This is a genomic window from Mesonia sp. K7 (assembly GCF_003233725.1).
Lineage (GTDB): Bacteria > Bacteroidota > Bacteroidia > Flavobacteriales > Flavobacteriaceae > Mesonia.
Map to the genome: position 1 here is coordinate 64,182 of NZ_QKQV01000011.1, position 20,421 is coordinate 84,602.

General features: G+C 35.3%; 20 protein-coding genes. 10 read left to right on the forward strand and 10 right to left on the reverse strand.

Annotated elements, in window-relative coordinates; all coding sequences use genetic code 11:
* Positions 1-17: 17 nt before the first annotated feature.
* From DNG35_RS08950 to hemA, 5 genes are read right to left on the reverse strand one after another with little or no spacing between them, the layout of a single operon-like run.
* The gene (locus tag DNG35_RS08950; protein WP_111128185.1) at positions 18-509 is read right to left on the reverse strand and encodes a hypothetical protein; all 492 of its coding nucleotides are present in this window, start codon (positions 507-509) and stop codon (positions 18-20) included.
* Positions 510-1,529: a uroporphyrinogen decarboxylase gene (gene hemE / locus DNG35_RS08955; protein WP_111128187.1), complete on the reverse strand. Its 1,020-nt coding sequence runs from the start codon at positions 1,527-1,529 to the stop codon at positions 510-512.
* A complete protein-coding gene (locus DNG35_RS08960; protein WP_111128191.1) occupies positions 1,526-2,173 on the reverse strand; it encodes a uroporphyrinogen-III synthase in 648 nt (215 codons plus the stop codon). The genes hemE and DNG35_RS08960 overlap by 4 nt, the downstream gene beginning before the upstream one ends.
* Before the next feature lie 12 nt (positions 2,174-2,185).
* Positions 2,186-3,106, reverse strand: a complete 921-nt coding sequence (gene hemC / locus DNG35_RS08965; protein ID WP_111128193.1) for a hydroxymethylbilane synthase — start codon at positions 3,104-3,106, stop codon at positions 2,186-2,188.
* 3 nt (positions 3,107-3,109) lie between these two features.
* Positions 3,110-4,363 (reverse strand): glutamyl-tRNA reductase, encoded by a 1,254-nt coding sequence (hemA, locus tag DNG35_RS08970; RefSeq protein WP_111128196.1) that lies wholly within the window; start codon positions 4,361-4,363, stop codon positions 3,110-3,112.
* 219 nt (positions 4,364-4,582) lie between these two features.
* Here hemA and DNG35_RS08975 point away from each other — a divergent pair, with 219 nt between their 5' ends.
* The 8 genes from DNG35_RS08975 (at position 4,583) to DNG35_RS09010 (ending at position 13,433) form a co-directional block, all read left to right on the forward strand.
* The gene (locus tag DNG35_RS08975) at positions 4,583-5,461 is read left to right on the forward strand and encodes an AraC family transcriptional regulator (protein WP_111128197.1); all 879 of its coding nucleotides are present in this window, start codon (positions 4,583-4,585) and stop codon (positions 5,459-5,461) included.
* A 19-nt stretch (positions 5,462-5,480) separates the two neighbouring features.
* Entirely contained in the window at positions 5,481-6,536 is a 1,056-nt protein-coding gene (hemH, locus tag DNG35_RS08980; protein WP_111128280.1) for a ferrochelatase, read from the forward strand.
* Positions 6,524-7,861 (forward strand): MATE family efflux transporter, encoded by a 1,338-nt coding sequence (locus DNG35_RS08985; RefSeq protein WP_111128200.1) that lies wholly within the window; start codon positions 6,524-6,526, stop codon positions 7,859-7,861. Before hemH ends, DNG35_RS08985 begins: the two co-directional genes overlap by 13 nt.
* 9 nt (positions 7,862-7,870) lie before the next feature.
* Positions 7,871-8,422 carry a CopD family protein gene (locus DNG35_RS08990; protein ID WP_111128203.1) on the forward strand — a complete coding sequence of 184 codons (552 nt, stop codon included), beginning with the start codon at positions 7,871-7,873 and terminating at the stop codon, positions 8,420-8,422.
* Positions 8,422-9,873, forward strand: coding sequence for a PAS domain-containing sensor histidine kinase (locus tag DNG35_RS08995; protein ID WP_233494471.1), 1,452 nt, complete (start codon positions 8,422-8,424; stop codon positions 9,871-9,873). Before DNG35_RS08990 ends, DNG35_RS08995 begins: the two co-directional genes overlap by 1 nt.
* 3 nt (positions 9,874-9,876) lie before the next feature.
* The gene (locus tag DNG35_RS09000; protein WP_111128208.1) at positions 9,877-10,659 is read left to right on the forward strand and encodes an enoyl-CoA hydratase/isomerase family protein; all 783 of its coding nucleotides are present in this window, start codon (positions 9,877-9,879) and stop codon (positions 10,657-10,659) included.
* Between the two features lie 37 nt (positions 10,660-10,696).
* Positions 10,697-12,289 carry a hypothetical protein gene (locus DNG35_RS09005; protein WP_111128211.1) on the forward strand — a complete coding sequence of 531 codons (1,593 nt, stop codon included), beginning with the start codon at positions 10,697-10,699 and terminating at the stop codon, positions 12,287-12,289.
* Between the two features lie 73 nt (positions 12,290-12,362).
* Positions 12,363-13,433 carry a PA0069 family radical SAM protein gene (locus tag DNG35_RS09010; protein WP_111128214.1) on the forward strand — a complete coding sequence of 357 codons (1,071 nt, stop codon included), beginning with the start codon at positions 12,363-12,365 and terminating at the stop codon, positions 13,431-13,433.
* On the opposite strand, the gene DNG35_RS09015 is transcribed toward DNG35_RS09010, so the two are convergent.
* From DNG35_RS09015 to DNG35_RS09025, 3 genes are all read right to left on the reverse strand, one after another.
* Positions 13,434-14,426, reverse strand: a complete 993-nt coding sequence (locus DNG35_RS09015; protein WP_111128216.1) for an acyl-ACP desaturase — start codon at positions 14,424-14,426, stop codon at positions 13,434-13,436.
* A gap of 11 nt (positions 14,427-14,437) precedes the next feature.
* A complete protein-coding gene (locus tag DNG35_RS09020; RefSeq protein WP_111128219.1) occupies positions 14,438-15,172 on the reverse strand; it encodes a 1-acyl-sn-glycerol-3-phosphate acyltransferase in 735 nt (244 codons plus the stop codon).
* A 138-nt stretch (positions 15,173-15,310) separates the two neighbouring features.
* Positions 15,311-15,721, reverse strand: coding sequence for a BrxA/BrxB family bacilliredoxin (locus DNG35_RS09025; protein ID WP_111128222.1), 411 nt, complete (start codon positions 15,719-15,721; stop codon positions 15,311-15,313).
* 160 nt (positions 15,722-15,881) lie between these two features.
* Here DNG35_RS09025 and DNG35_RS09030 point away from each other — a divergent pair, with 160 nt between their 5' ends.
* Together DNG35_RS09030 and DNG35_RS09035 are read left to right on the forward strand one after the other, a co-directional pair.
* On the forward strand, positions 15,882-16,679 hold the full coding sequence (locus tag DNG35_RS09030; protein ID WP_111128225.1) for a sulfite exporter TauE/SafE family protein: 798 nt from the start codon (positions 15,882-15,884) through the stop codon (positions 16,677-16,679).
* Positions 16,680-16,753: 74 nt separating this feature from the next.
* Positions 16,754-17,515 (forward strand): molecular chaperone DjiA, encoded by a 762-nt coding sequence (locus DNG35_RS09035; RefSeq protein WP_111128227.1) that lies wholly within the window; start codon positions 16,754-16,756, stop codon positions 17,513-17,515.
* On the opposite strand, the gene DNG35_RS09040 is transcribed toward DNG35_RS09035, so the two are convergent.
* Both DNG35_RS09040 and DNG35_RS09045 read right to left on the reverse strand, forming a co-directional pair.
* Positions 17,512-17,982 carry a thioredoxin fold domain-containing protein gene (locus tag DNG35_RS09040; protein WP_111128282.1) on the reverse strand — a complete coding sequence of 157 codons (471 nt, stop codon included), beginning with the start codon at positions 17,980-17,982 and terminating at the stop codon, positions 17,512-17,514. The genes DNG35_RS09035 and DNG35_RS09040 overlap by 4 nt on opposite strands.
* Before the next feature lie 4 nt (positions 17,983-17,986).
* Positions 17,987-20,341, reverse strand: a complete 2,355-nt coding sequence (locus tag DNG35_RS09045; RefSeq protein WP_111128230.1) for a TonB-dependent receptor — start codon at positions 20,339-20,341, stop codon at positions 17,987-17,989.
* Positions 20,342-20,421 lie beyond the last annotated feature (80 nt).

Here is a 20,421-nt window from a genome sequence, read left to right on the forward strand (position 1 = left end):
TACTTAAAGCTTATACACTACTCTAAGCTGGTATAAACCAATTGGTTTTTAGCTTGTTTTATTTCTGTAAGATTTTGTGTAAAAATAGCATTTTTGCGTTGGTTTTTAATGTATTCTATGGCTTTATCAATAGAAAATTGAGACTTTTCTTTAAATAATTGAATGCCGTAATTGTTATTGTGTAAATCCATCGCTTGATGTAGCGGATTGTTTTTGTAAATCTGTTCGTGCAAATCGGTAATTTTTTTCGCCCACTTCATTGATTTCTCTTCATTTTTATTCGATTCAAACAGCTGTTTTGCTAAAATAAAATTCCATAAGGCGTGCCTAAAAGCATTTTCAAAAGTATTTTTTTGATGTTTTTCAGGGTAAATAGCGTTGCAAATTTCAAGTGTTTTTTTGGTAGCTTTTAAAAAGATTATGAAATAAATCGGTTGAGGTAAAAACAACCCTATGGCTTTAAAAATTTGTGATAAACTCAGATTTTTTAAGCGTCTAATAAGGTTCATTTAATATTCTTTTACCGCATCTACAAAGGCTTTGGCATTTTCTACAGGAATGTTTGGTAAAATACCGTGTCCCAGATTTACAATGTACTTGTCTTTACCAAATTCATCAATCATCTGATGTACCATTTTTTTGATGTCTTTTGGTGGTGAAAACAAACGTGACGGATCAAAATTACCTTGTAAAGTGATGTTTCCGCCCGAAAGATAACGGGCATTTTGCGCTGAACACGTCCAATCTACACCAAGAGCTGAAGCTCCTGATTGACTCATTTCGCGTAAAGCAAACCAGCAACCTTTGCCAAAAGCAATTACAGGAATATCATTCTTTAGAGCATCGATAATTTGCTGCATATACTGCCATGAAAACTTTTGGTAATCGGTTGGCGAAAGCATACCGCCCCACGAGTCAAAAAGTTGTATTGCATCAACACCGGCTTTTACTTTTCCTTTGAGGTACGCAATTGTCGTATCCGTTATTTTTTGTAGTAAGCTATGAGCAATTTGAGGCTGTGTAAAGCATAACTCTTTAGCTTTGTCAAAATTTTTTGAACCTTGCCCTTGTACGACATAACATAAAATCGTCCAAGGAGAGCCAGCAAATCCAATAAGCGGAATTTCATCGTTTAATGCTTGTTTCGTCATTTTAATGGCATCGTAAACATAACCCAACTCTTCGTTTACATCAGGAACAATAACCTGGTCTAACTCCTTTTGAGAGCGAATAGGATTTGGAATCCAAGGCCCAAGACCAGGTTTCATTTGTACGTCTATTTGCATTGCCTGAGGAACTACCAAAATATCGCTAAATAAAATCGCAGCATCGGTGCCAACTTGTTCAATTGGCATTACAGTGATTTCGGTTGCCAATTCTGGGGTTCTGCATCGCGTAAAGAAATCGTACTTTTCTTTCAATTTCATGAAATCTGGTAAATATCTTCCTGCTTGACGCATCATCCAAACGGGTGGTCTTTCGACAGTTTCGCCTTTTAAGGCTTTTAGAAATAAATCGTTTTTTATCATTTTTTATAGTAATTTATAACCTTATCTACCAATTTTTGATAGGTGGGTTGTTCTGCAATTTGTATATTTTGGTTGTATTTTTCTACTTCTTTAGCCGTTGTTGAGCCGATGCAAAAAGCGATTTCGTTATGGGAAGAATTGGTTTGGTAATAACTTTTTACGCCACTCGGACTAAAAAATAACACCGCTTCAAAAGATTGATCGAATTTTTTTGGGACAAGCTGGGTTTCGTAAACCACACATTCTTCTATCATGATATTTTCCTTTTCTAATACGTAAATAATGGTGTCTCGTCTTAAATTTCCCGAAAGGAAAATAAAGCTCTTGCTGTTGTGGTTTTGAATAATTTTTTTTGCTAAATCTTCCGCATAATGAGCTGTTTCTACCACATTTATTTGGTTTTCTAAAAGTAGTTTTGCGGTTTGTTCGCCCACACAAAAAGCATTATTAATTTTTGTTTTGTTCTTCACCGCTTTAAAAGCATTTTTGCTAGTGATGATGGCGTTTTCGATGACTTTAGGAATAACTTCATTTTTAAGATGTAAAATCTCGATGGCATCGTAACTAACCCATTCAAAACCTATGTTTTTTATAGGTTGTGTGTATTTTTCATCTAAAATTTTAGTACTTAAAATTTGGAGCATATTAAGTTTTCATTAGTTGTAAGCATCGGTTGCTTTCTTAATTTCCTCCATCAGTTTTTTACCTCCTTGTGACAATATTTGTGCAGCAATTTCACTTCCTTTGGATTTGTATTCCGCTTTTGAAAAAGAGACATTTTGCTCTAACTTTTGTGTTCCGTCAAGGCTAAATAAGGCTCCAGAAAAATGAACCTGATCTTTCTTACATTTAGCGTAAGCACCGATTGGAGCTGTACAACCACCTTCCAGAGTCGCTAAAAACTGTCTTTCAACAAAAGTGCAAATCTCACTTTCTTGATGGTTGATTTTTGAAAGTGCTTCGATGCTAAAGCTATCTTTTTCGAGCGCTTGAACGGTAATTGCTCCTTGTGCAGGAGCAGGAATCATCCAGTCTAAAATTTGATAGTTTTCTGGTAAAACATCGATACGTTCTAATCCTGCGTAAGCGAAAATAGCAGCATCCCAATTATGATCATGCAGTTTTTGAAGTCTGGTATTGACATTGCCACGTAAATTTACCACTTTGTGTGCTGGATATTTGTGTAACCATTGTGCCTTTCTGCGTAAGCTTCCTGTGGCAATTGTTCCTTGTTTATCAAGAAAGTCGAGGTTTTTATATACTAAAATATCGTGTACGTTGGCACGCTCTAGAACGGCAACTTGCTGTGCGCCTTTGGGCAATTTTGTAGGCACATCTTTCATCGAATGCACGGCAATATCTATTTCTTCATTAAGCAAAGCAATGTCAAGTGTTTTGGTAAAAATGCCCGTAATTCCCATTTCGTATAAGGGAATGTTTAATTCTTGATCACCTTTAGAAGTAATAGGAATAATATCGGTCTGATAACCTAAAAGTTCTAATTTACTTTTTACTAAATTGGCTTGCCAAAGAGCTAACTGACTTTCGCGAGTTCCAATTTTAATGACCTTACTCATTACTTAGGATAAATTTTCGAGTTGAAAAACACGTTGAATCAAAGCTAAGCTTTCTTCTGAAGTATCGTTGTTTTCTTTTAAGTGACTCGCAAATTGGTTCATGATTTTCTGAATGATGCGATCGCCAATAATTTCTGCATGTTGATTGTTGAAATCTTGTATTTTTTTACGTTGGAAATCTAGTTCTTCGTCTTTAAAAAGACTCAATTTTTGTTTTAACGCCTTGATGGTAGGAGCAAACTTTCTGGTTTCGAGCCACGCATTGAACTCTAGCATTACTTCGCTTATGATAAGTCTTGCTTGTGGCAAATAATCTTTCCGCTTTTCTAAAGTCTGATCAGTGATTTGTGATAAATGATCTAAATGAACAAGTTTTACATTCGCTAATTCCTCAACATTTTCGCTTACGTTTTTGGGAATAGATAAGTCTAAAATCAGTAAATCTTTTTTGGTATAGATGATTTCTTTAGAAACCGTAGGTTGTTGTGCGCCAGTGGCAACAATCAAAATATCCGTTTTTGATATTTCTTCTTGTAAATCGGAGTGACTTTTTACGATGAGGTTAAATTTACCCGCTATTTTTTCGGCTTTGTCTTTGGTACGGTTAATTAAAGTGATATGATCGTTTTTGGTATGTTTTACCAGATTTTCACATGTGTTACGACCAATTTTTCCTGTTCCGAAAAGTAAAATGTTTTTCTCAGATATATGTTGCACTTCGTTTAAGATATATTGTACAGAAGCAAAAGAAACCGATGTTGCTCCTGAGGAAATTTCTGTTTCGTTTTTGATGCGTTTGCTCGCTTGTATGACGCTGTTCAACAATCTTTCGATAAACGGATTGACCATTTCTAACTTTTTTGAGCGAGAAAAGGCCTTTTTTAATTGACTTATAATTTCAAAATCCCCTAAAATCTGACTGTCTAAGCCCGTTCCAACATTAAAAATATGCTCTATCGCTTGTTGGTTTTTATAGACATAAGCCACTTTTTCAAACTCTTCTAAAGAGCCTTGAGAGAACTGACATAATAATTTGATGAGTTGAAAAGGATGTTCTGCAAAACCGTAAACTTCGGTTCGGTTACACGTAGAAGTTACCATCATGCCTTCCAAACCTTGTTTTTTTGCTTCTATGATGAGGTTTTCTTTCTGGCTTTCGTCTAAACTAAAATGACCTCTAATAACGGCATCTGCTTTCTGGTAGCTCAGCCCAATCACATAAAAGGTATGATGTTTTGATATATTGTAATTCTTCATCGAAGAAAGATGCATCTCTATAATTAGTATGTTGCAAATTTAACCGCAAAGTTTTTTCAAAAACAACGATAGAAGTACTTTTATTGTCGTTTGAAGTATTTTTAGCTGTAATCATTCTAAATTAATAAAAAACCATTACTTTTGCTTGAATTTAGTGGCTTAAAAGTAAATCTCTTTAGAACCGTTCTAAATAAGAACAGCAAAATTAAATATTTTTCAATGGAAAAAAATAACGCTGGAAGTTCGTTGCAAACCCATGAGCTAGAGAAAGGCTTAAGCATTATTGCTTTTCAAAATAATACTTCTGAAAATCAAATATTTAAAGAAGAAACGACGCGTGATTTTATACAATTTCACTTCTGTATAAAGGGTAATTTATTGTTTATTTATAATGACGGAAATTACAGTTTGCCATTGCAAGACGAAAAAGCCTTGTTGCTTTTTAACCCAGAGAAAGATTTACCGCTTAACGTAAGATTATACCCTAATTCTTGGTTAATTACGGTTTTGATTTCCATCAAAAAATTGCATTCCCTTTTTTCAGACGAAGCCAATTATATCGATTTTCTAACCGAAGAAAACAGAAATAAAAAATACTATCAAGAACTTTCTATTTCGCCTGCAATGGCGGTAAATTTGAGTCAGATGTTAAACTTTAATTTACACGACTCGGTCAAGAAAATATACTTAAAGGGAAAAGTTTACGAACTGCTCGCCCTTTGTTTTAACAGACCCGAAGAAGCCGATGTAGAGCAATGCCCATTTTTGGTAGATGAAGATAATGTAAGACGCATCAGAAAAGCCAAGGAAATTGTATTGCAACGCATGGCAGAACCACCAACTTTGCAAGAGCTTTCGGAAGAAATAGGCTTGAGTCTAAAAAAGCTGAAAGAAGGTTTTAAAGAGATTTATGGAGATACGGTTTATGGGTTTTTACTCGATTATAAAATGGATTTTGCCCGACAATTGCTCGAAAGCAAAAAACACAATGTGAACGAAGTGGGTCTAAAAGTGGGTTACAGCACTTCGAGTCATTTTATTGCAGCATTTAAAAAGAAATTTGGCACAACGCCTAAAAAATATATTCAATCAATTTAAAAATAGCTTTTAGAAATAGATGAAAGGCGTATTATTAGTCAATTTAGGATCTCCAAAAAGTACCAAATCACAGGACGTAAAAGTATATCTCGACGAATTTTTGATGGATAAACGTGTCATTGATGTTCCTTTTTGGTTGCGATCGTTTATCGTTAGAGGAATTATTTTGAACACCCGTCCAAAAAAATCCGCGGAAGCTTACCAAAAAATATGGTGGGAAAATGGCTCGCCATTAATTGTGCTTTCCGAAAATTTACAAGAAAAAGTACAGCAGAACATCAACGATATGCCAGTAGAATTGGCGATGCGTTACGGAAATCCGTCCATTAAAGAAGGTATCAAAAAATTGGTTGACCAAAAAGTAAACGAAATTTTACTGCTGCCGCTTTACCCGCAATATGCGATGGCAACGACAGAAACGGTAATCGCTGAAGCAGAAAGGGTGAAAAATGAGTTTTTCCCACAACTGCATATCGATTACTTGCCTGCATTTTACGGAAAAGAAAGTTACATCAAACTACTTTCAAAAAGCATACAGGAAAGCATTCAAAATTTAGATTACGATCATATTTTGTTTAGCTATCACGGTGTTCCTGAAAGGCATATCAAAAAAAGAGATATAACCAAAAACCATTGCAAGATTGATAAAAGCTGTTGTTTTGAAAATTCAAAAGCCCATCAATATTGCTACCGTCATCAATGTTACCAAACCACCAAAAATGTAGTAGAAACTTTAGGTTTAGACGCCAACAAGTGTTCTACATCTTTTCAGTCGAGGTTAGGTTTTGACCCTTGGTTGCAACCTTACACCGATAGAACCATCGAAAAATTTGCTTTAAGCGGAATAAAAAAATTGGTGGTCGTGACCCCAGCTTTTGTCACCGATTGTTTAGAAACCTTAGAGGAAATTGCGATGGAGGGCAAAGAGATTTTTGAAGAAAACGGAGGGGAAGAATTTACTGTTATTCCGTGTCTAAATGACCGAGAAGATTGGGCAAATCTACTTTCGGATTGGGTTAAAGATTGGCAAACAAATAAACTGGAAACCCAAGAAGAACTTTTATGGCTAGACTAGGCTCAAAGGCTTTGGGTCACGAGCCCATCAGCAAATTATTGATAAAGCAATCGGTTCCCGCTTCTATTGGTATTTTGGTAATGTCGCTCAATATTTTAGTAGATACCATTTTTGTTGGAAATTGGATTGGACCTGTTGCTATTGCTGCGATAAATGTAGTCTTACCAGTTTCGTTTTTTATCGCCGCTCTCGGAATGTCGATAGGTATAGGAGGCTCATCTATAGTTTCAAGGGCGCTTGGCGCGGATTTTAAAGAAAAAGCACTTCACACTTTCGGAAATCAGATTATGCTTACCATTTTATTGACGGTAGGTTTTGTGATTTTCGGGTTATGGTACATGACCGGTTTGATTCCCGCTTTTGGCGGAAAAGGAGAAATTTACGAACCCGCTTCTATTTATTACCGAATCGTACTTTACGGCGTTCCTATTTTGGCATTAAGCATGATGGGAAATACAGTCATTAGAGCCGAAGGAAAACCTATGTTTGCCATGATTGCGATGATTATTCCTTCGGTAGGAAATATTTTGGGAGATTATTTGCTCATTAAAGTTTTTGATATGGGAATTACCGGAGCGGCTTGGGCAACTACTGGTTCGTATGTAGTTTGTTTTCTTTATATCTTTTGGTTTTTCGCTTCCAAAAATTCAGAGATGAAACTGGGTTTAAACCACCTAAAACTCAATGGAAGCATTATTAAAGAAATAAGTTCGTTGGGCTTTGTAACGCTTTCGCGACAAGCGGTTGTAAGTGTAACCTATTTACTACTCAACAATATTTTATACAAATTGGGCGGTGTCACTTCGGTAACGGTCTATGCGATTATTGCTAGAATGTTGATGTTTGCTTTATTCCCAGTTTTGGGAGTCACACAAGGTTTTTTACCGATTGCTGGTTATAATTACGGAGCACAGCATTTTACGCGTGTACGCGAAACCATTAGAAAAGCGATTTTATATGCAGGCGTTTTGGCTATCGTTGTTTTTGGTTTAATCATGGTTTTTCCAAAAGAAATTGTTTCTGTCTTTACGCAAGAACCTAAAATTTTAGCCAAAACACCAGCAGCGATGCGCTTGGTTTTTGCTGCTTTGCCCATCATTGCCATTCAGTTGATAGGAGCTGCTTATTATCAGGCTGTAGGAAAAGCAATTCCGGCATTGTTACTAACACTTTCACGACAAGGTTTTTTCTTTATTCCTTTGATTTTGATATTGCCAAACTATTATGATGAGTTTGGAGTTTGGATTTCTTTTCCGTTGGCCGATTTACTTTCTACGATAGTTACGGGAATTTTTTTACATTTAGAGATGAAAAAACTCGAATAAAATTGCCTTATGGCGGAATATTATAATTACATAAAATCTTTACACCTTATTTTTGTCATCACTTGGTTTGCGGGCTTGTTTTATATTCCAAGGTTGTTTATTTACCATATAGAAGCCCAAGGCAAAGCTTCCCCTGAAAAGGAAATTTTAAGCAAACAACTCAAACTTATGGCCAAACGACTTTGGTATATTATTACTTGGCCTTCGGCGATTTTGGCGATACTTTTTGCGGTTTTGTTGCTTATAGCACAGCCTTTTTGGCTCAAACAAGGTTGGATGCACATCAAACTACTGTTTGTTTTGGCACTTTTTGTGTATCATTACAAATGCCACTTGATATTTAAACAACAGCAACAAGATATTTTTAAGTGGAAATCGAACCAAATGCGATTATTCAATGAAGGAGCAACCATTATTTTGTTTTCCATTGTTTTTTTGGTGATTTTAAAAAGTACCATCAATTGGGTTTTTGGGGTTTTAGGAATTTTTGTTTTAGGAATTTTACTCATGTTGGGCATCAACATATACAAGCGAATAAGAAATAAGAAAAACTGGGAATAATGTTTTTAGTCCGCTCTTTACGCACACGCATTTTTCTAAGCATGATTTTTTTGGTGCTGGGAGCTTCTGTACTTATTGCTTTTGTGACGATTTACCAATATAAAAAAGAAGCCGAAGCCTACCAACGGGATAAACTCAAACAGAAAGAAGCATCGATACGGGCAAGTGTTAATTACGAGATTTTCAACAACACGACTTACCCGGTGACCACCGAAAATATTCCGCTTATTTTTAAGGAAAAAATCTACGAATTAAAAAATATTCACGGAATAGAAATCAATTTTTATGATTTAGATGGGAAGGTGCTAAAGTCAACTCAGGCAAGTTTTTTTAGGGATACCAGTGAAGCCAATCTCGAGAAAGAAATACTCGATAAGATTCAAAATTCTGAATCAAAGAGAATAATACATAGTTATAAAGAGAATGGCGAAACCTATCATTCTTCTTATACTTATGTAACCGATAAATACTTTAAGCCCTTGGCAATTCTCAATTTGCCCGATATTGAGGACGATGGTTTTATCAGTAACCAGCTCAATCATTTTTTGACGATTTTAGGGCAAGTTTACCTGGTTTTAATTGCCGTGGCGATTATCTTGGCTTATTTGCTTTCGAGTTACATCACTTCGTCACTCAAAACGGTGAGTGATAAAATCTACGCAACACGATTAGACCGTAAAAACAAAAAAATAGAGGTTAAAAATGCTTCAGAAGAAATAAAATCTTTGATAAAAGCTTACAACTCAATGATTGACGAATTGGAAGAAAGTGCGGTAAAACTAGCAGCTAACGAACGGGAACAAGCTTGGCGCGAAATGGCAAAACAAGTTGCTCATGAAATTAAAAATCCGCTCACACCAATGCGACTTACCGTACAAAGTTTTGAACGAAATTTTGATGAAAACGATCCGCAAATCAAAGAAAAACTCAGGGATTATAGCAACACGCTTATTCAACAAATCGACACGATGAGTTCGATAGCTTCGGCGTTTTCTAATTTTGCCAAAATGCCGGCACAACAAAATGAAACTTTAAATGTACCCAAGATTGTAAAACTCGCTTTGGATATTTTTAATGACCAAAACATTAGTTTTTCAACCGAAAAAGAAGAAATTTTAGCTATTTTCGACCGCACACAATTGATACGTGTCGTGACCAATTTGGTTAAAAACAGCTTGCAGGCCTTGGAGGAAATCGAAGACAAAAAATTAGAGGTTAAAGTTTTTATCGAAGAAAACAATGTTTGCATTACTGTAAAAGACAACGGGGTTGGCATTAAAGAAGATAATAAAGAGCACATTTTTGAGCCTAAGTTTACCACAAAAACCAGCGGAATGGGCTTAGGCCTTGCCATTATTAAAAATATTGTAGAGACCTACCATGGGCAAATAAGTTTTACTTCGATTCCGCATCAAGAGACCATTTTTAAAGTAACATTTCCAAAAATATAGATTATGAAATTTGAAAATATTTTAGTAGAAAAAAATGATTTTAAAGCTGTTGTAACCATCAACAGGCCTTCCAAACTCAATGCGTTAAACAAATCCACTTTAAGTGAAATAAATCAAGCTTTCGCGGAAATAGAATCAGACCAAAATATCAAAATTGTGATTCTTACCGGAAGTGGTGAAAAAGCGTTTGTTGCAGGAGCCGATATATCAGAATTTGCCGATTTTGATGTTCAGGAAGGGCAGAGTTTGGCAGCTCAAGGCCAACAAATGGTGTTTGATAGAATTGCCAATTTCAAAAAGCCTGTGATTGCAGCCATCAATGGTTTTGCTCTTGGTGGCGGACTTGAATTGGCGATGGCAGCACATTTTAGAATTGCCAGTGACAATGCCAAAATGGGTTTACCAGAAACTTCACTGGGTGTGATTCCGGGTTATGGAGGGACGCAACGTTTGTCACAGCTTATAGGCAAAGGAAGAGCGATGGAAATGATTATGACTGCCGGAATGATTGATGCCAAAACGGCTCATAGTTACGGACTGGTGAATCACGTAACTTCTCCAGAAGAATTATTGGATCTTGCCAATTCACTTGCCGATAAAATCGCTAAAAATTCGATTGTAGCTATCGGTTTTGCTATCGAAGCCATAAACGCCAATGATGAAGATGGTATTAACGGTTTTGAAAAGGAAATCGAAAACTTCGGAAAAAGCTTTGGCACCGAAGATTTTAAAGAAGGAACATCCGCATTTTTAGAAAAAAGAAAGGCTAATTTTCCGAACAGATAGATATATTGAAAGCTTTAACTAAATACCAATTCAAATTATGAAGAAATTAAAAATTACCCTTCTCACCTTTTTAATTATTTTACCATTCACAAATTTTGCTCAGATGAGCAACGTAAATGTTGAGTATGGAGAAGTTTCTAAAGATCGTAAAAAAGACTCAGAAATACTCTATACAACAGACGATGACAGTGGAGGACTTGTCATGCTAAAAGTTTTTAAAGGTGGTCTTATGAAACAGCCAAAAGGCTACTATCTAGAGCATTACAACAGCAATTTAAATCTAAAAAATAAGCTAGAAATAGAGATTGATGACAATAGCATCAAAAACATTTTAGTAGAAAAAGGGAAAATACACTTAATCGAGTATCGCCGAAATAGAGATGAGAAAACAAATGATTATAATCTTTTAACCGCTAACCTTAGCGATTTTAAATTTACTTCCAAAAAATTATTTTCTATCGATCGTAAAGATGTTAAAAAACCTTTCTTTTTTGCTATTGGCTTTATTCCTATTACAAACTTAGGTAAAATAGATCACGATCCTACAGGTGAGGTTAGAATGTCAAATAACGCTAATTATTTTGCGTTTAACTTTGATTTAAAAGATGACGACAAAGAGACTCATCGCGTTATTGTTTACAACAAAAGTTTAGAAAAAGTATATGATCAAACTTTTACTGATGATAAAAAAGATAAATATTTTGAATATAACTCTTTCACTGTAAGTGATGATGATGGTTCCGTTTATTTTTTAGGGAAGTCGTATAAGAATGACACCTATAAAGAAGAGGTTAAAGGCAAAATAAATTATGAATTTAAAATTTATAAACTTAGTGCCAATGGAGTAAATGAAGTTACTTTGGGCACTAACGAAAAGCATATAAAATCTTTAGAAATCCTGATAAAAGATAATAAAATACATAGTGTAGGAACTTATTCTGAAAAAAATGATAATTTAACTAAAGGTATTGTTTATTATCAATTGAACAGTGAGGATTTACAAGTCAATTCTCACCAATTTAATCCGTTTACCGAACAATATATGATAGATAAATATGGAGAAAAAAGAGGTAAACGAAAAAAAGAAAAAGGTAAGGAAGTTAAACATATTACTTATAGAGATTTCTTTGTTGGTGAAAATGATAATATATATTTTACCGCAGAAGAATATTATATCACAGTTCATACACAAGTGACACAATATGGTGTGCATACCTATTATGTCTATCATTATAATGATATTTCTATTTGTAAACTAAACCAGCAAGGTGAAGTACAATGGTTAAGAACGATAAACAAAAACCAAGCTACACAAAACCCTAAAGGCTATTTGTCATTTTCTTCACTTTTAAGTGGCGATAAGCTTCTTTTATTTCTTAACGGAGCAGAAAACGTTGCAAAAATGAAAGATGATAGAATTAGGTTTAAAGACACTGGCCGAAAAAGAATGAATTTATACACTATCGTAGTAGACCAAAACGGTGAATTTGAATATGAAAAAATAATCGATGATAAACATTCAAAAATGACCTATAAACCTACTTTTGGTGTTATATCTAAAGATGGAAAAAGTCTTCTTTTAGAAGGAAATAAAGGAAAAAATAAACAACTTATTAGACTGAGTCTATAAAAGATTAAATCCATAAAATAGGAATATTTCCAAATAAAAATTATCTTTGAAGAGATTCGAAGATAATTTTTTTATGTCTATTCACCACAGAGGAAGAGGAGCTCAACTACAAGCAAAAAACAAGTATTTAAATCATTTTCATGAAAATGAAGCAGAGTATTTAGAACATTGCCATTTAGAAAACGAGAGTCCTTTTGATGAGAAAACCCACTTTCAGGAAATCTTCCCAAAGACTTTTGTCAATAAAGTAAGTAGTCCCGATGTGGGTATGGGTTATTCTGCAAATCCTTACCAAGGTTGCGAACACGGTTGTATTTATTGCTACGCAAGAAACTCCCATGAATATTGGGGTTTTAATGCGGGTTTGGATTTCGAAAAACAGATTTTAGTTAAAAAGAATGCCCCACAATTATTAGAAGAGTTTATTCTAAAAAAGACTTGGCAAGGTAAAACCATTGTTTTTTCAGGAAATACAGACTGTTACCAACCCATTGAACGTAAGTTAGAAATCACCCGAAAATGTTTGGAAGTGATGGTAAAATATAAACACCCTACAGGAATTATTACTAAAAACAGTTTGATTTTACGGGACCTAGATTTACTTAAACAACTTGCTGAACGTAATTTAATTCGCGTAAGCTTATCAATTACGACTTTAGAAGAAAAAACCCGCAGAATGGTCGAACCCAGAACGACAACTATCAAACAACGTTTTAAAACCTTGGAAACACTAGCCGAAAATAATATACCTGTAAATGTGATGATGGCACCGATTATTCCGGGTATCAACAGTCACGAGATTCTTAAGCTCGCCAAAAAAGTAAGTGATTTGGGAGCATCGTCTATTGCTTTTACTGTGGTGAGATTAAACGGGGCAATTGCCGAAGTTTTTAAAGACTGGATAGAAAAAACATATCCGCTTAAAGCGAAAAAAGTTTTACATCTTATTGAGTCTTGTCATAATGGGAATCTAAACGATAGCCGTTACGGAACCAGAATGAAAGGCGAAGGTGAGTTTGCAGAACAAATACACCAGCAGTTTAAAATTGCAAGGCTCAAATATTTTTCTGGAAAGAAAAAAGCACCACCAATGTCTAACTTTTTATTTCTAGAACAAAAAAACGGGCAGTATAAATTGTTTTGATTATTTCACCATCGCAGGATTTACCCATTTAAAATGCGTCACCTCTTCAGGGATTCTCATTCTGCTATTGATGCGTTCCATTCTTGCAGGAAGAGCAGTTACAAAATCTCTGGCTTTTTCCGCTTGATCGGTAAGCCCGTTGAGGTTTTCGATATCCCATTTTTTGATGAGACGTCGCATAATATCGATATAATCGGCTCCGGTATAAACGCCAATGCGTTGTGCTGCATTAGAAAATTCATCAAAAGCACTTCCTAAACCCTCTCCGCTTTCACGTAAAAATACAGCTGGCATCACGATTTTATGTTTCATCATATCGCTAAAAGCAATCATCATGTTGCTAGGGTCTAGCTTAAATATTTCATCCACGAAAGTGCTATAAGCATTAAAGTGACGCATTTCGTCACCACTAATAATCTTACACATTTTGGCGAGTGATTTGTTGCCATAATCTTTAGCTAATTTAGCCACTCGGTTATGTGAAATATATGTTGCAAGCTCTTGAAAACTAGTATAAACAAAGTTTTTATAAGGGTCTCTGTCCGTACCGATATCAAATCCATCATTGATAAGATGTTGTGTGGTACGTTCAATTTCTTTCATGTCTACACGACCCGAAAGGTAGAGGTATTTGTTAAGCACATCGCCATGACGATTTTCTTCACCAGACCAATAACGAACCCAGCGGGACCAAGCTGTTCCACCATCGTGTTGATTGATACCTTCTACGTCCATCAACCAAGATTCATAAGTAGGTAAGGCTTCTTCGGTAATCGTGTCACCAACTAAAACCACCCAAAAATCATAAGGCAATTCTTTGGCAAGCTCTCTTATTTCGGTCACTTCGTCATAAAAATTATCTCCTTGTGAATTGGGTAAAAAATCGGTGGGTTGCCAAATGGTATCTACGGGTATCAAAAACTGATCGATAAACCCATCGACTTTTCCCTCTAATTGTTGCATCACTTCTAATCGGATATTCTTCTCGACCATTTGCTTATTTTTTAGTATTTGATATCTTTTATAATTGCTTGCTCAAGCTTCTCTAATAATTCGTCGTTTTGGTAGTCTTTAACTAACAAGGGTTTTTGTACCTTGAGATGTAAATTTATGCCTAAATTTAATGGAAACATACCATACTTAACAATTTTATAGGAATTATTAATCGTGATTGGTATCACAATCGCATCAGGACAATATTTAAATAACATTTTCAGCCCATTGGGAGAAAAACTTTTTGGCGCTCCCGTTTTACTACGAGTTCCTTCCGGAAATATCACGGCAGAACGATTGGTTTTATTGATGTATTCACTAAAACTTTTAATCGCTGGTAAGGATTGTTTTGGATTTTTTCTATCGATAAGTATAGAACCACCGTGACGAAGGTTATAAGAAACACTGGGGATTCCTTTTCCTAATTCTTTTTTACTGATAAATTTTGGGTGAAGTCGTCTTAAATACCAAACTATAGGTGAAATATCGTAGAGACTTTGGTGGTTTGAAACAATAATATAGGGTTGGTTTCTGTTGAATTCATAAGAATTGTCAAAAGTGATTTTCGTTCCTAAAATCCGTAAAGAGTTTAGCAAACAGAAATTAAGGTAGTCGACACTTTTTTTATGAGACTGATATCCAAAAATATTCAAACAAACCCATTGTACAGGATGAAAAACAACCAGAATAATTCCGAAAACAAGGTAATAAATAACCGATAAAATGTAGGCTAATATTTTTTTCATGATACATATTTACCAAGAGGCAAAAATAAGCGTTATTCTAGATAGAAATCTATATTTGATTTAAAATAGTTGTGCTTGCATAATAAAAAAACTGCTCAGAATTTTGAGCAGTTTATCAAATCTTTCGCTAAAAGAATCTTAGCAATGCTGATTGTAAGCATCTTTTAGGTTTTCAGCAATCATTTCTGCTGGTCTTCCTTCGATATGGTGGCGCTCTAACATATGCACCAATTCACCATCTTTAAACAACGCCATAGAAGGTGAGCTCGGTGGAAAAGGGATCATATGAGCTCTTGCTTCATCAGTAGCTTCTTTATCTACACCGGCAAAAACGGTTACCAAATGTTGGGGTTTTTTATCGTTTTGTAGCGACATTCTTGCGCCAGGTCTTGCATTGGCTGCAGCACAACCACAAACAGAATTTACCACAACTAGCGTGGTACCTTCTTTCTTTAAAGCTTGTTCTACAGATTCGCTGCTATGTAATTCTTCAAAACCTATTGCAGTAAGTTCTTCACGCATTGGTTTTACTAATTCTGCTGGATACATATTTCTAAATTTTTATATCGTTATTCAATATTGCAAATTTACCAAATTGTTTGTTATACTCATATCTCAATTTTCAATACTGTAATAAATGCGATTTATAGTCAAAAAAGCAATACAAATATTTTAAGTTTGCCTAGCAATCGCAATTTTTAAATCTTTTATGGAAATTCTCGGTTATTTTTTTGCTCTCCTTATCGGAATTTCTTTAGGATTGGTTGGTGCAGGAGGTTCTATCCTTGCGGTTCCGGTGTTAGCTTATTGTTTTGGTCTCGACGAACAAACTACAACAGCTTATTCGCTTTTTGTAGTCGGAGGTTCTGCTTTGCTGGGTGGGGTTAAACAAAATAACAAAAAAAATGTCGATTGGCGAATCGCTGTTATTTTTGGTATTCCTGCAATTTTAGGGGTTTGGTTGGTCAGGCATTTTGTGGTACCAGTACTACCTGAGCATATTTTCGCTTTAAGCGGATTTATATTTACACGCAGAATGGTCATGTTTGGTCTATTTGCAATTTTGATGTTTTTAGCGGCTTCTTCGATGCTTAAAAAGCAAAAAATTGGAGTTTCTGAAGAAATCAGAGAACAAAGTTTTAATTATCCTCTAATTCTTCTCGAAGGACTACTTGTTGGTGGAATCACAGGTTTTGTAGGTGCTGGTGGAGGATTTCTTATTATACCAGCTTTGATATTTCTCACTAAAATAGAAATCAAAAAAGCGATTGGTACTTCGCTCATCATCATCGCCATAAAGTCGTTGTTTGGGTTTTTCTTGGGCGATGCGCTTATTTTACAAATCGATTGGAGGTTTCTAATGTCATTTACCAGCCTTGCATTTGTTGGTATTTTTGTAGGAACGCATATTTCGAAATTTGTAGACGGCACCAAACTTAAAAAAGCGTTTGGCTATTTTATAATCGTAATGGCTGTTTTTATATTCATCACCGAATTTCTTCAATAATTTGGTATATAAAACGTTGTTATCGTCGCAAAGTAGTTTCAACCCCTTATATTTGCATTTCAATAATTTTGACTATGCTTAAATGGATTTTTGCCATTCTCGGATTTACTTATTATCGCTTTTTTGGTGGTATTATTGGGTTTATCATTGGCATGATCATCGAAAATTATTTTTTAAAATCCCAGAAAACTCAAGGTGGAATTTTTGGAGATGTTTTCTCAGGTAATACGCAGAGTTCAGCTAAGGTTACGCCACAAGATTTTGAGTTGAATCTACTTACTCTTTGCTCGGTAATCATCAAAGCCGACGGAAGTATCAACCAAAGAGAGTTAGATTATGTACGGGCTTATTTCGTGCAAGCCTACGGAAAAGAAAGAGCCAACGCAACTTTCAGAACTTTTAATGACGTCATCAAAAAAAGGGAAATAGATTCGGCTCGCATTTGTGCCTATATGCGTATGCGAACTTCCTACGAGGTACGTTTACAAATTCTTCATTTTCTTTTCGGAATTACCCAAGCCGACGGCAGCTTGTCTTCCGCCGAAGAGCAGGAGCTCAATAAAATTGCACGTCATTTACACATTTCGCAGCGAGATTACATCAGCATCAAAGCGATGTTTGCCAAAACCAATGATACTGGCAACGCCTATAAAATCTTGGAAATAGAAAGAAATGCAACCGATGCTGAAGTAAAAAAGGCGTTTAGGACGATGGCAAAAAAATACCATCCGGATAAATTGCAAGGGATGGATGAAGTCTATAAAAAAGGAGCTCAAGAAAAGTTCTTGAAAGTACAAGAAGCTTACGAGCAAATCCAAAAAGAAAGAGGGTTTTAATCGGCAATAAAAGCTAACATTTTCTCGGTCGTTAAGTAGTTAAATTCTCTTCGGATAAGTTTAAAACTCTCATCAAAAAGTAATATTACAGGTAGCGAAAACTTTCTGTCTTTTCTACTGCCCAACAGTAATGCAAACTCGTGTGTGCCTCTTCGTTTACTAAATGCTTCTTTATTGATAAACTGTTGACTTCCAAAATGTATGGTGTCTGTTGTTTCAGCATTCATTTTTACAGCATAAAAACTATTATTTATTTTTTTGATTACTTTGGAATTACTGAAAGCGTGCTTTTCCATTTTTTTGCAATAAGCACACCAATCAGCATAAAAATATATAAGTGTTTTTTTTGGTTGAGTAACTAAACTGTCGCTCAATTGTTGTGGCGACATCCAATTGATTTGTTCTGCGTTTTGTGAAAACCCAAAAGCAGTTATAAAAAGAGCGATAAAGATTAAAAACCTTTTCATAAAACTAACGGTTGTGTAAGTTTCCAAACTTCAATCCAAAAAAGAAAGTTCTTGGTAAAGCTGGTCCATAAATGTAAGCAGAATCTCGAGTTGGACCAGTATCAAAATCATTTTGATAACTATTGAACATATTTTTCACTCCTCCAAAAATATTCATTTGTACATTTTTTGTAAGGTGAAAGTGTTGTGTAAGTTTGAGGTTAAGGTCATAGAAAGCTTGGCTTTCATTTAGTTGTATAAATCCAGCGTCACTTACAACTTTTGGGACTGTCATTTTCCCGGTATAGGTTCCTGTAAGGTCAATGCTAGTGTCTTCCCAAGGTTTAAAATTGGTATTTAAATAACCATAAACAGACGGGTTTCTAACAAACTCATCTATGGTAACATTCGTTTCTGTAGGGTTTTCTGCTTCGTAAAGTATTTGGGTTTCTTTGTAACGTGATTGTTGGTAAGTTCCGCCAAGCTGAAATAAAAATTTCGCGGAAGGTGATACACCAATTTCCAAATTTGTGCCAGTAACATAAGCGCCGTTTCCGTTGCGAACTTCCTCAAGAATAGAACCGTTAGATAAACTCGAGCCTGTGCTTACCGTTGTAAAAGGATTTTTTAAATCGGTATAAAAACCTTCCAGTAAAAAATTGGTTTGTACTTTTTTGTATTCTTTAGCATAGTTGAGTGAAAAAGTATAGGCATCTGAAAACTCAGTGGTTAAATCATTTGAAAGAATAACAAATTTTGGTTCACCGCCAACAGCAGAAATATGCAAATCTTCATTGAAAGCTTGCGGTGCTCTAAAACCTCTTGCATAACCACCTCTAAGCTGAAAATCATCGTTTATTTTGTAACCTAACGTAAGCCTAGGACTCAATACCGTTTCTTCTATTGCAGAAGCTCGCTCTATTTGCTGAATTTTATATAAACCATCTACTTTTATGTGATCTAAACGAGCGCCTAGTAAAGTTGTAAATTTTTTGCTGGGTTTCCATTCGTATTGGGCAAATGTTCCAAAGGAATTCACCGATTGGTCGATAAGCCTATTATAACCAGCAATGTTGTCTTCTGTGCTACTGTGGTTGTATTCTGAACCGAGAGTAAGCATATCATTATTAGAAAAGTGACGTGTAAATTGTGAGCCTACTAAAAAAGCCAAATCATTGGTTTTTCCGTAAGCGTTGGCAGCAACAATTGAATCTTGTAAAGTTCTTCCGCCACCAAGTCCGCCGTAATAGCTTTTTCTATCGGTATGTTGTGCCGAAGTATACACCGAAAAGTAATTGGTTTGGTTTTTATTATTGATTTCATAAGTCAAACCGCCAAGATAAGTATCGTGGTGAAGCTCTTCGGTAATATCGGTGAGATGTGGAGCCAAATCAAGTTTGTTTCCGCCACGACGGTATTCGTCTAAAGCAGTAAGATCTATAGAAATTTTACTGTTTTCGTTAGGTTTTAGGTAAGCTTTTGCTCCTAAACTCGTGTTGGTAAGTTCTGTAATTTCAGAAAAACCATCACGATTGGCGTCATAACTGTCACGGTTGCGATTCATTCCAAAAAAGGTAATTCCGCTGTTGAGGTCTTCGCTTACCACAGAAGCATTGAGGTTAAGTGTTCTATCGACCGATGTTCCGTCGATGAGACCCATATTTCCGATAACTTCCCAAGAATTTAAAATAGGTTCTTTGGTGATGATATTTATAGTCCCGGCAATGGCATTTGAGCCATATAAAGCCGAGCCACCGCTTCGTACAACCTCAATTCTATCTAAAATAGAAGTAGGAATTTGTTCTAGTCCATAAACACTATTGAGTGCACTAAAAACCGCTCTGTTATTAATAAGTACCTGTGTGTAAGCTCCTCCTAAACCATTTAATCGCACTTGCGTGAAACCACAATTCTGACAGTTGGTTTCTACTCTTACGCCAGGTTGAAAATTAAGACTTTCGGCTACCGAAATAGATTGTGTGGCATTAAATAACTTTTCGTCTAAAACATTTACCACGACAGGCGTTTCTTGTCTGTTTACTCGGTTTCGGGTCGCGCTAATTACAATTTGCTCTAAACCTAATAAATCTTCTTCTAACACAAAATCAAGGTTTTTGTTAAAATAGTCTTGAGTGTTTATCACCTTACTAATGCTTTTAAAACCAATTGCTTGTACTTGTATTTCATGGGTTCCTTCAGTTAGTTTTATTTGATAGTTGCCGTTGATATCTGCAGCTGTTCCTATCGTTGAGTTCACCACGGTAATATTTGCAAAAGGAACAGGCTGATGCTTGTGAGATATTGAACCACTCAATAAAATACTTTCTTGTGAAAGGGTAAGTAATGGTATAAAAATCAATATATATTTGACAAGTTTCATTTTATATTTAACGAAATTAAAATTTAGGCAAATCTAAAAATATATTTTTAATAAAAAAAATGTATTTTTGCTTCATCTAA

Bases quoted from the DNA above. Each gene is read 5' to 3' on its own strand.
- DNG35_RS08950 (WP_111128185.1), bottom strand. From the start codon at position 509: ATGAACCTTATTAGACGCTTAAAAAATCTGAGTTTATCACAAATTTTT.
- hemE (WP_111128187.1), bottom strand. From the start codon at position 1,529: ATGATAAAAAACGATTTATTTCTAAAAGCCTTAAAAGGCGAAACTGTC.
- DNG35_RS08960 (WP_111128191.1), bottom strand. From the start codon at position 2,173: ATGCTCCAAATTTTAAGTACTAAAATTTTAGATGAAAAATACACACAA.
- hemC (WP_111128193.1), bottom strand. From the start codon at position 3,106: ATGAGTAAGGTCATTAAAATTGGAACTCGCGAAAGTCAGTTAGCTCTT.
- hemA (WP_111128196.1), bottom strand. From the start codon at position 4,363: ATGAAGAATTACAATATATCAAAACATCATACCTTTTATGTGATTGGG.
- DNG35_RS08975 (WP_111128197.1), top strand. From the start codon at position 4,583: ATGGAAAAAAATAACGCTGGAAGTTCGTTGCAAACCCATGAGCTAGAG.
- hemH (WP_111128280.1), top strand. From the start codon at position 5,481: ATGAAAGGCGTATTATTAGTCAATTTAGGATCTCCAAAAAGTACCAAA.
- DNG35_RS08985 (WP_111128200.1), top strand. From the start codon at position 6,524: ATGGCTAGACTAGGCTCAAAGGCTTTGGGTCACGAGCCCATCAGCAAA.
- DNG35_RS08990 (WP_111128203.1), top strand. From the start codon at position 7,871: ATGGCGGAATATTATAATTACATAAAATCTTTACACCTTATTTTTGTC.
- DNG35_RS08995 (WP_233494471.1), top strand. From the start codon at position 8,422: ATGTTTTTAGTCCGCTCTTTACGCACACGCATTTTTCTAAGCATGATT.
- DNG35_RS09000 (WP_111128208.1), top strand. From the start codon at position 9,877: ATGAAATTTGAAAATATTTTAGTAGAAAAAAATGATTTTAAAGCTGTT.
- DNG35_RS09005 (WP_111128211.1), top strand. From the start codon at position 10,697: ATGAAGAAATTAAAAATTACCCTTCTCACCTTTTTAATTATTTTACCA.
- DNG35_RS09010 (WP_111128214.1), top strand. From the start codon at position 12,363: ATGTCTATTCACCACAGAGGAAGAGGAGCTCAACTACAAGCAAAAAAC.
- DNG35_RS09015 (WP_111128216.1), bottom strand. From the start codon at position 14,426: ATGGTCGAGAAGAATATCCGATTAGAAGTGATGCAACAATTAGAGGGA.
- DNG35_RS09020 (WP_111128219.1), bottom strand. From the start codon at position 15,172: ATGAAAAAAATATTAGCCTACATTTTATCGGTTATTTATTACCTTGTT.
- DNG35_RS09025 (WP_111128222.1), bottom strand. From the start codon at position 15,721: ATGTATCCAGCAGAATTAGTAAAACCAATGCGTGAAGAACTTACTGCA.
- DNG35_RS09030 (WP_111128225.1), top strand. From the start codon at position 15,882: ATGGAAATTCTCGGTTATTTTTTTGCTCTCCTTATCGGAATTTCTTTA.
- DNG35_RS09035 (WP_111128227.1), top strand. From the start codon at position 16,754: ATGCTTAAATGGATTTTTGCCATTCTCGGATTTACTTATTATCGCTTT.
- DNG35_RS09040 (WP_111128282.1), bottom strand. From the start codon at position 17,982: ATGAAAAGGTTTTTAATCTTTATCGCTCTTTTTATAACTGCTTTTGGG.
- DNG35_RS09045 (WP_111128230.1), bottom strand. From the start codon at position 20,341: ATGAAACTTGTCAAATATATATTGATTTTTATACCATTACTTACCCTT.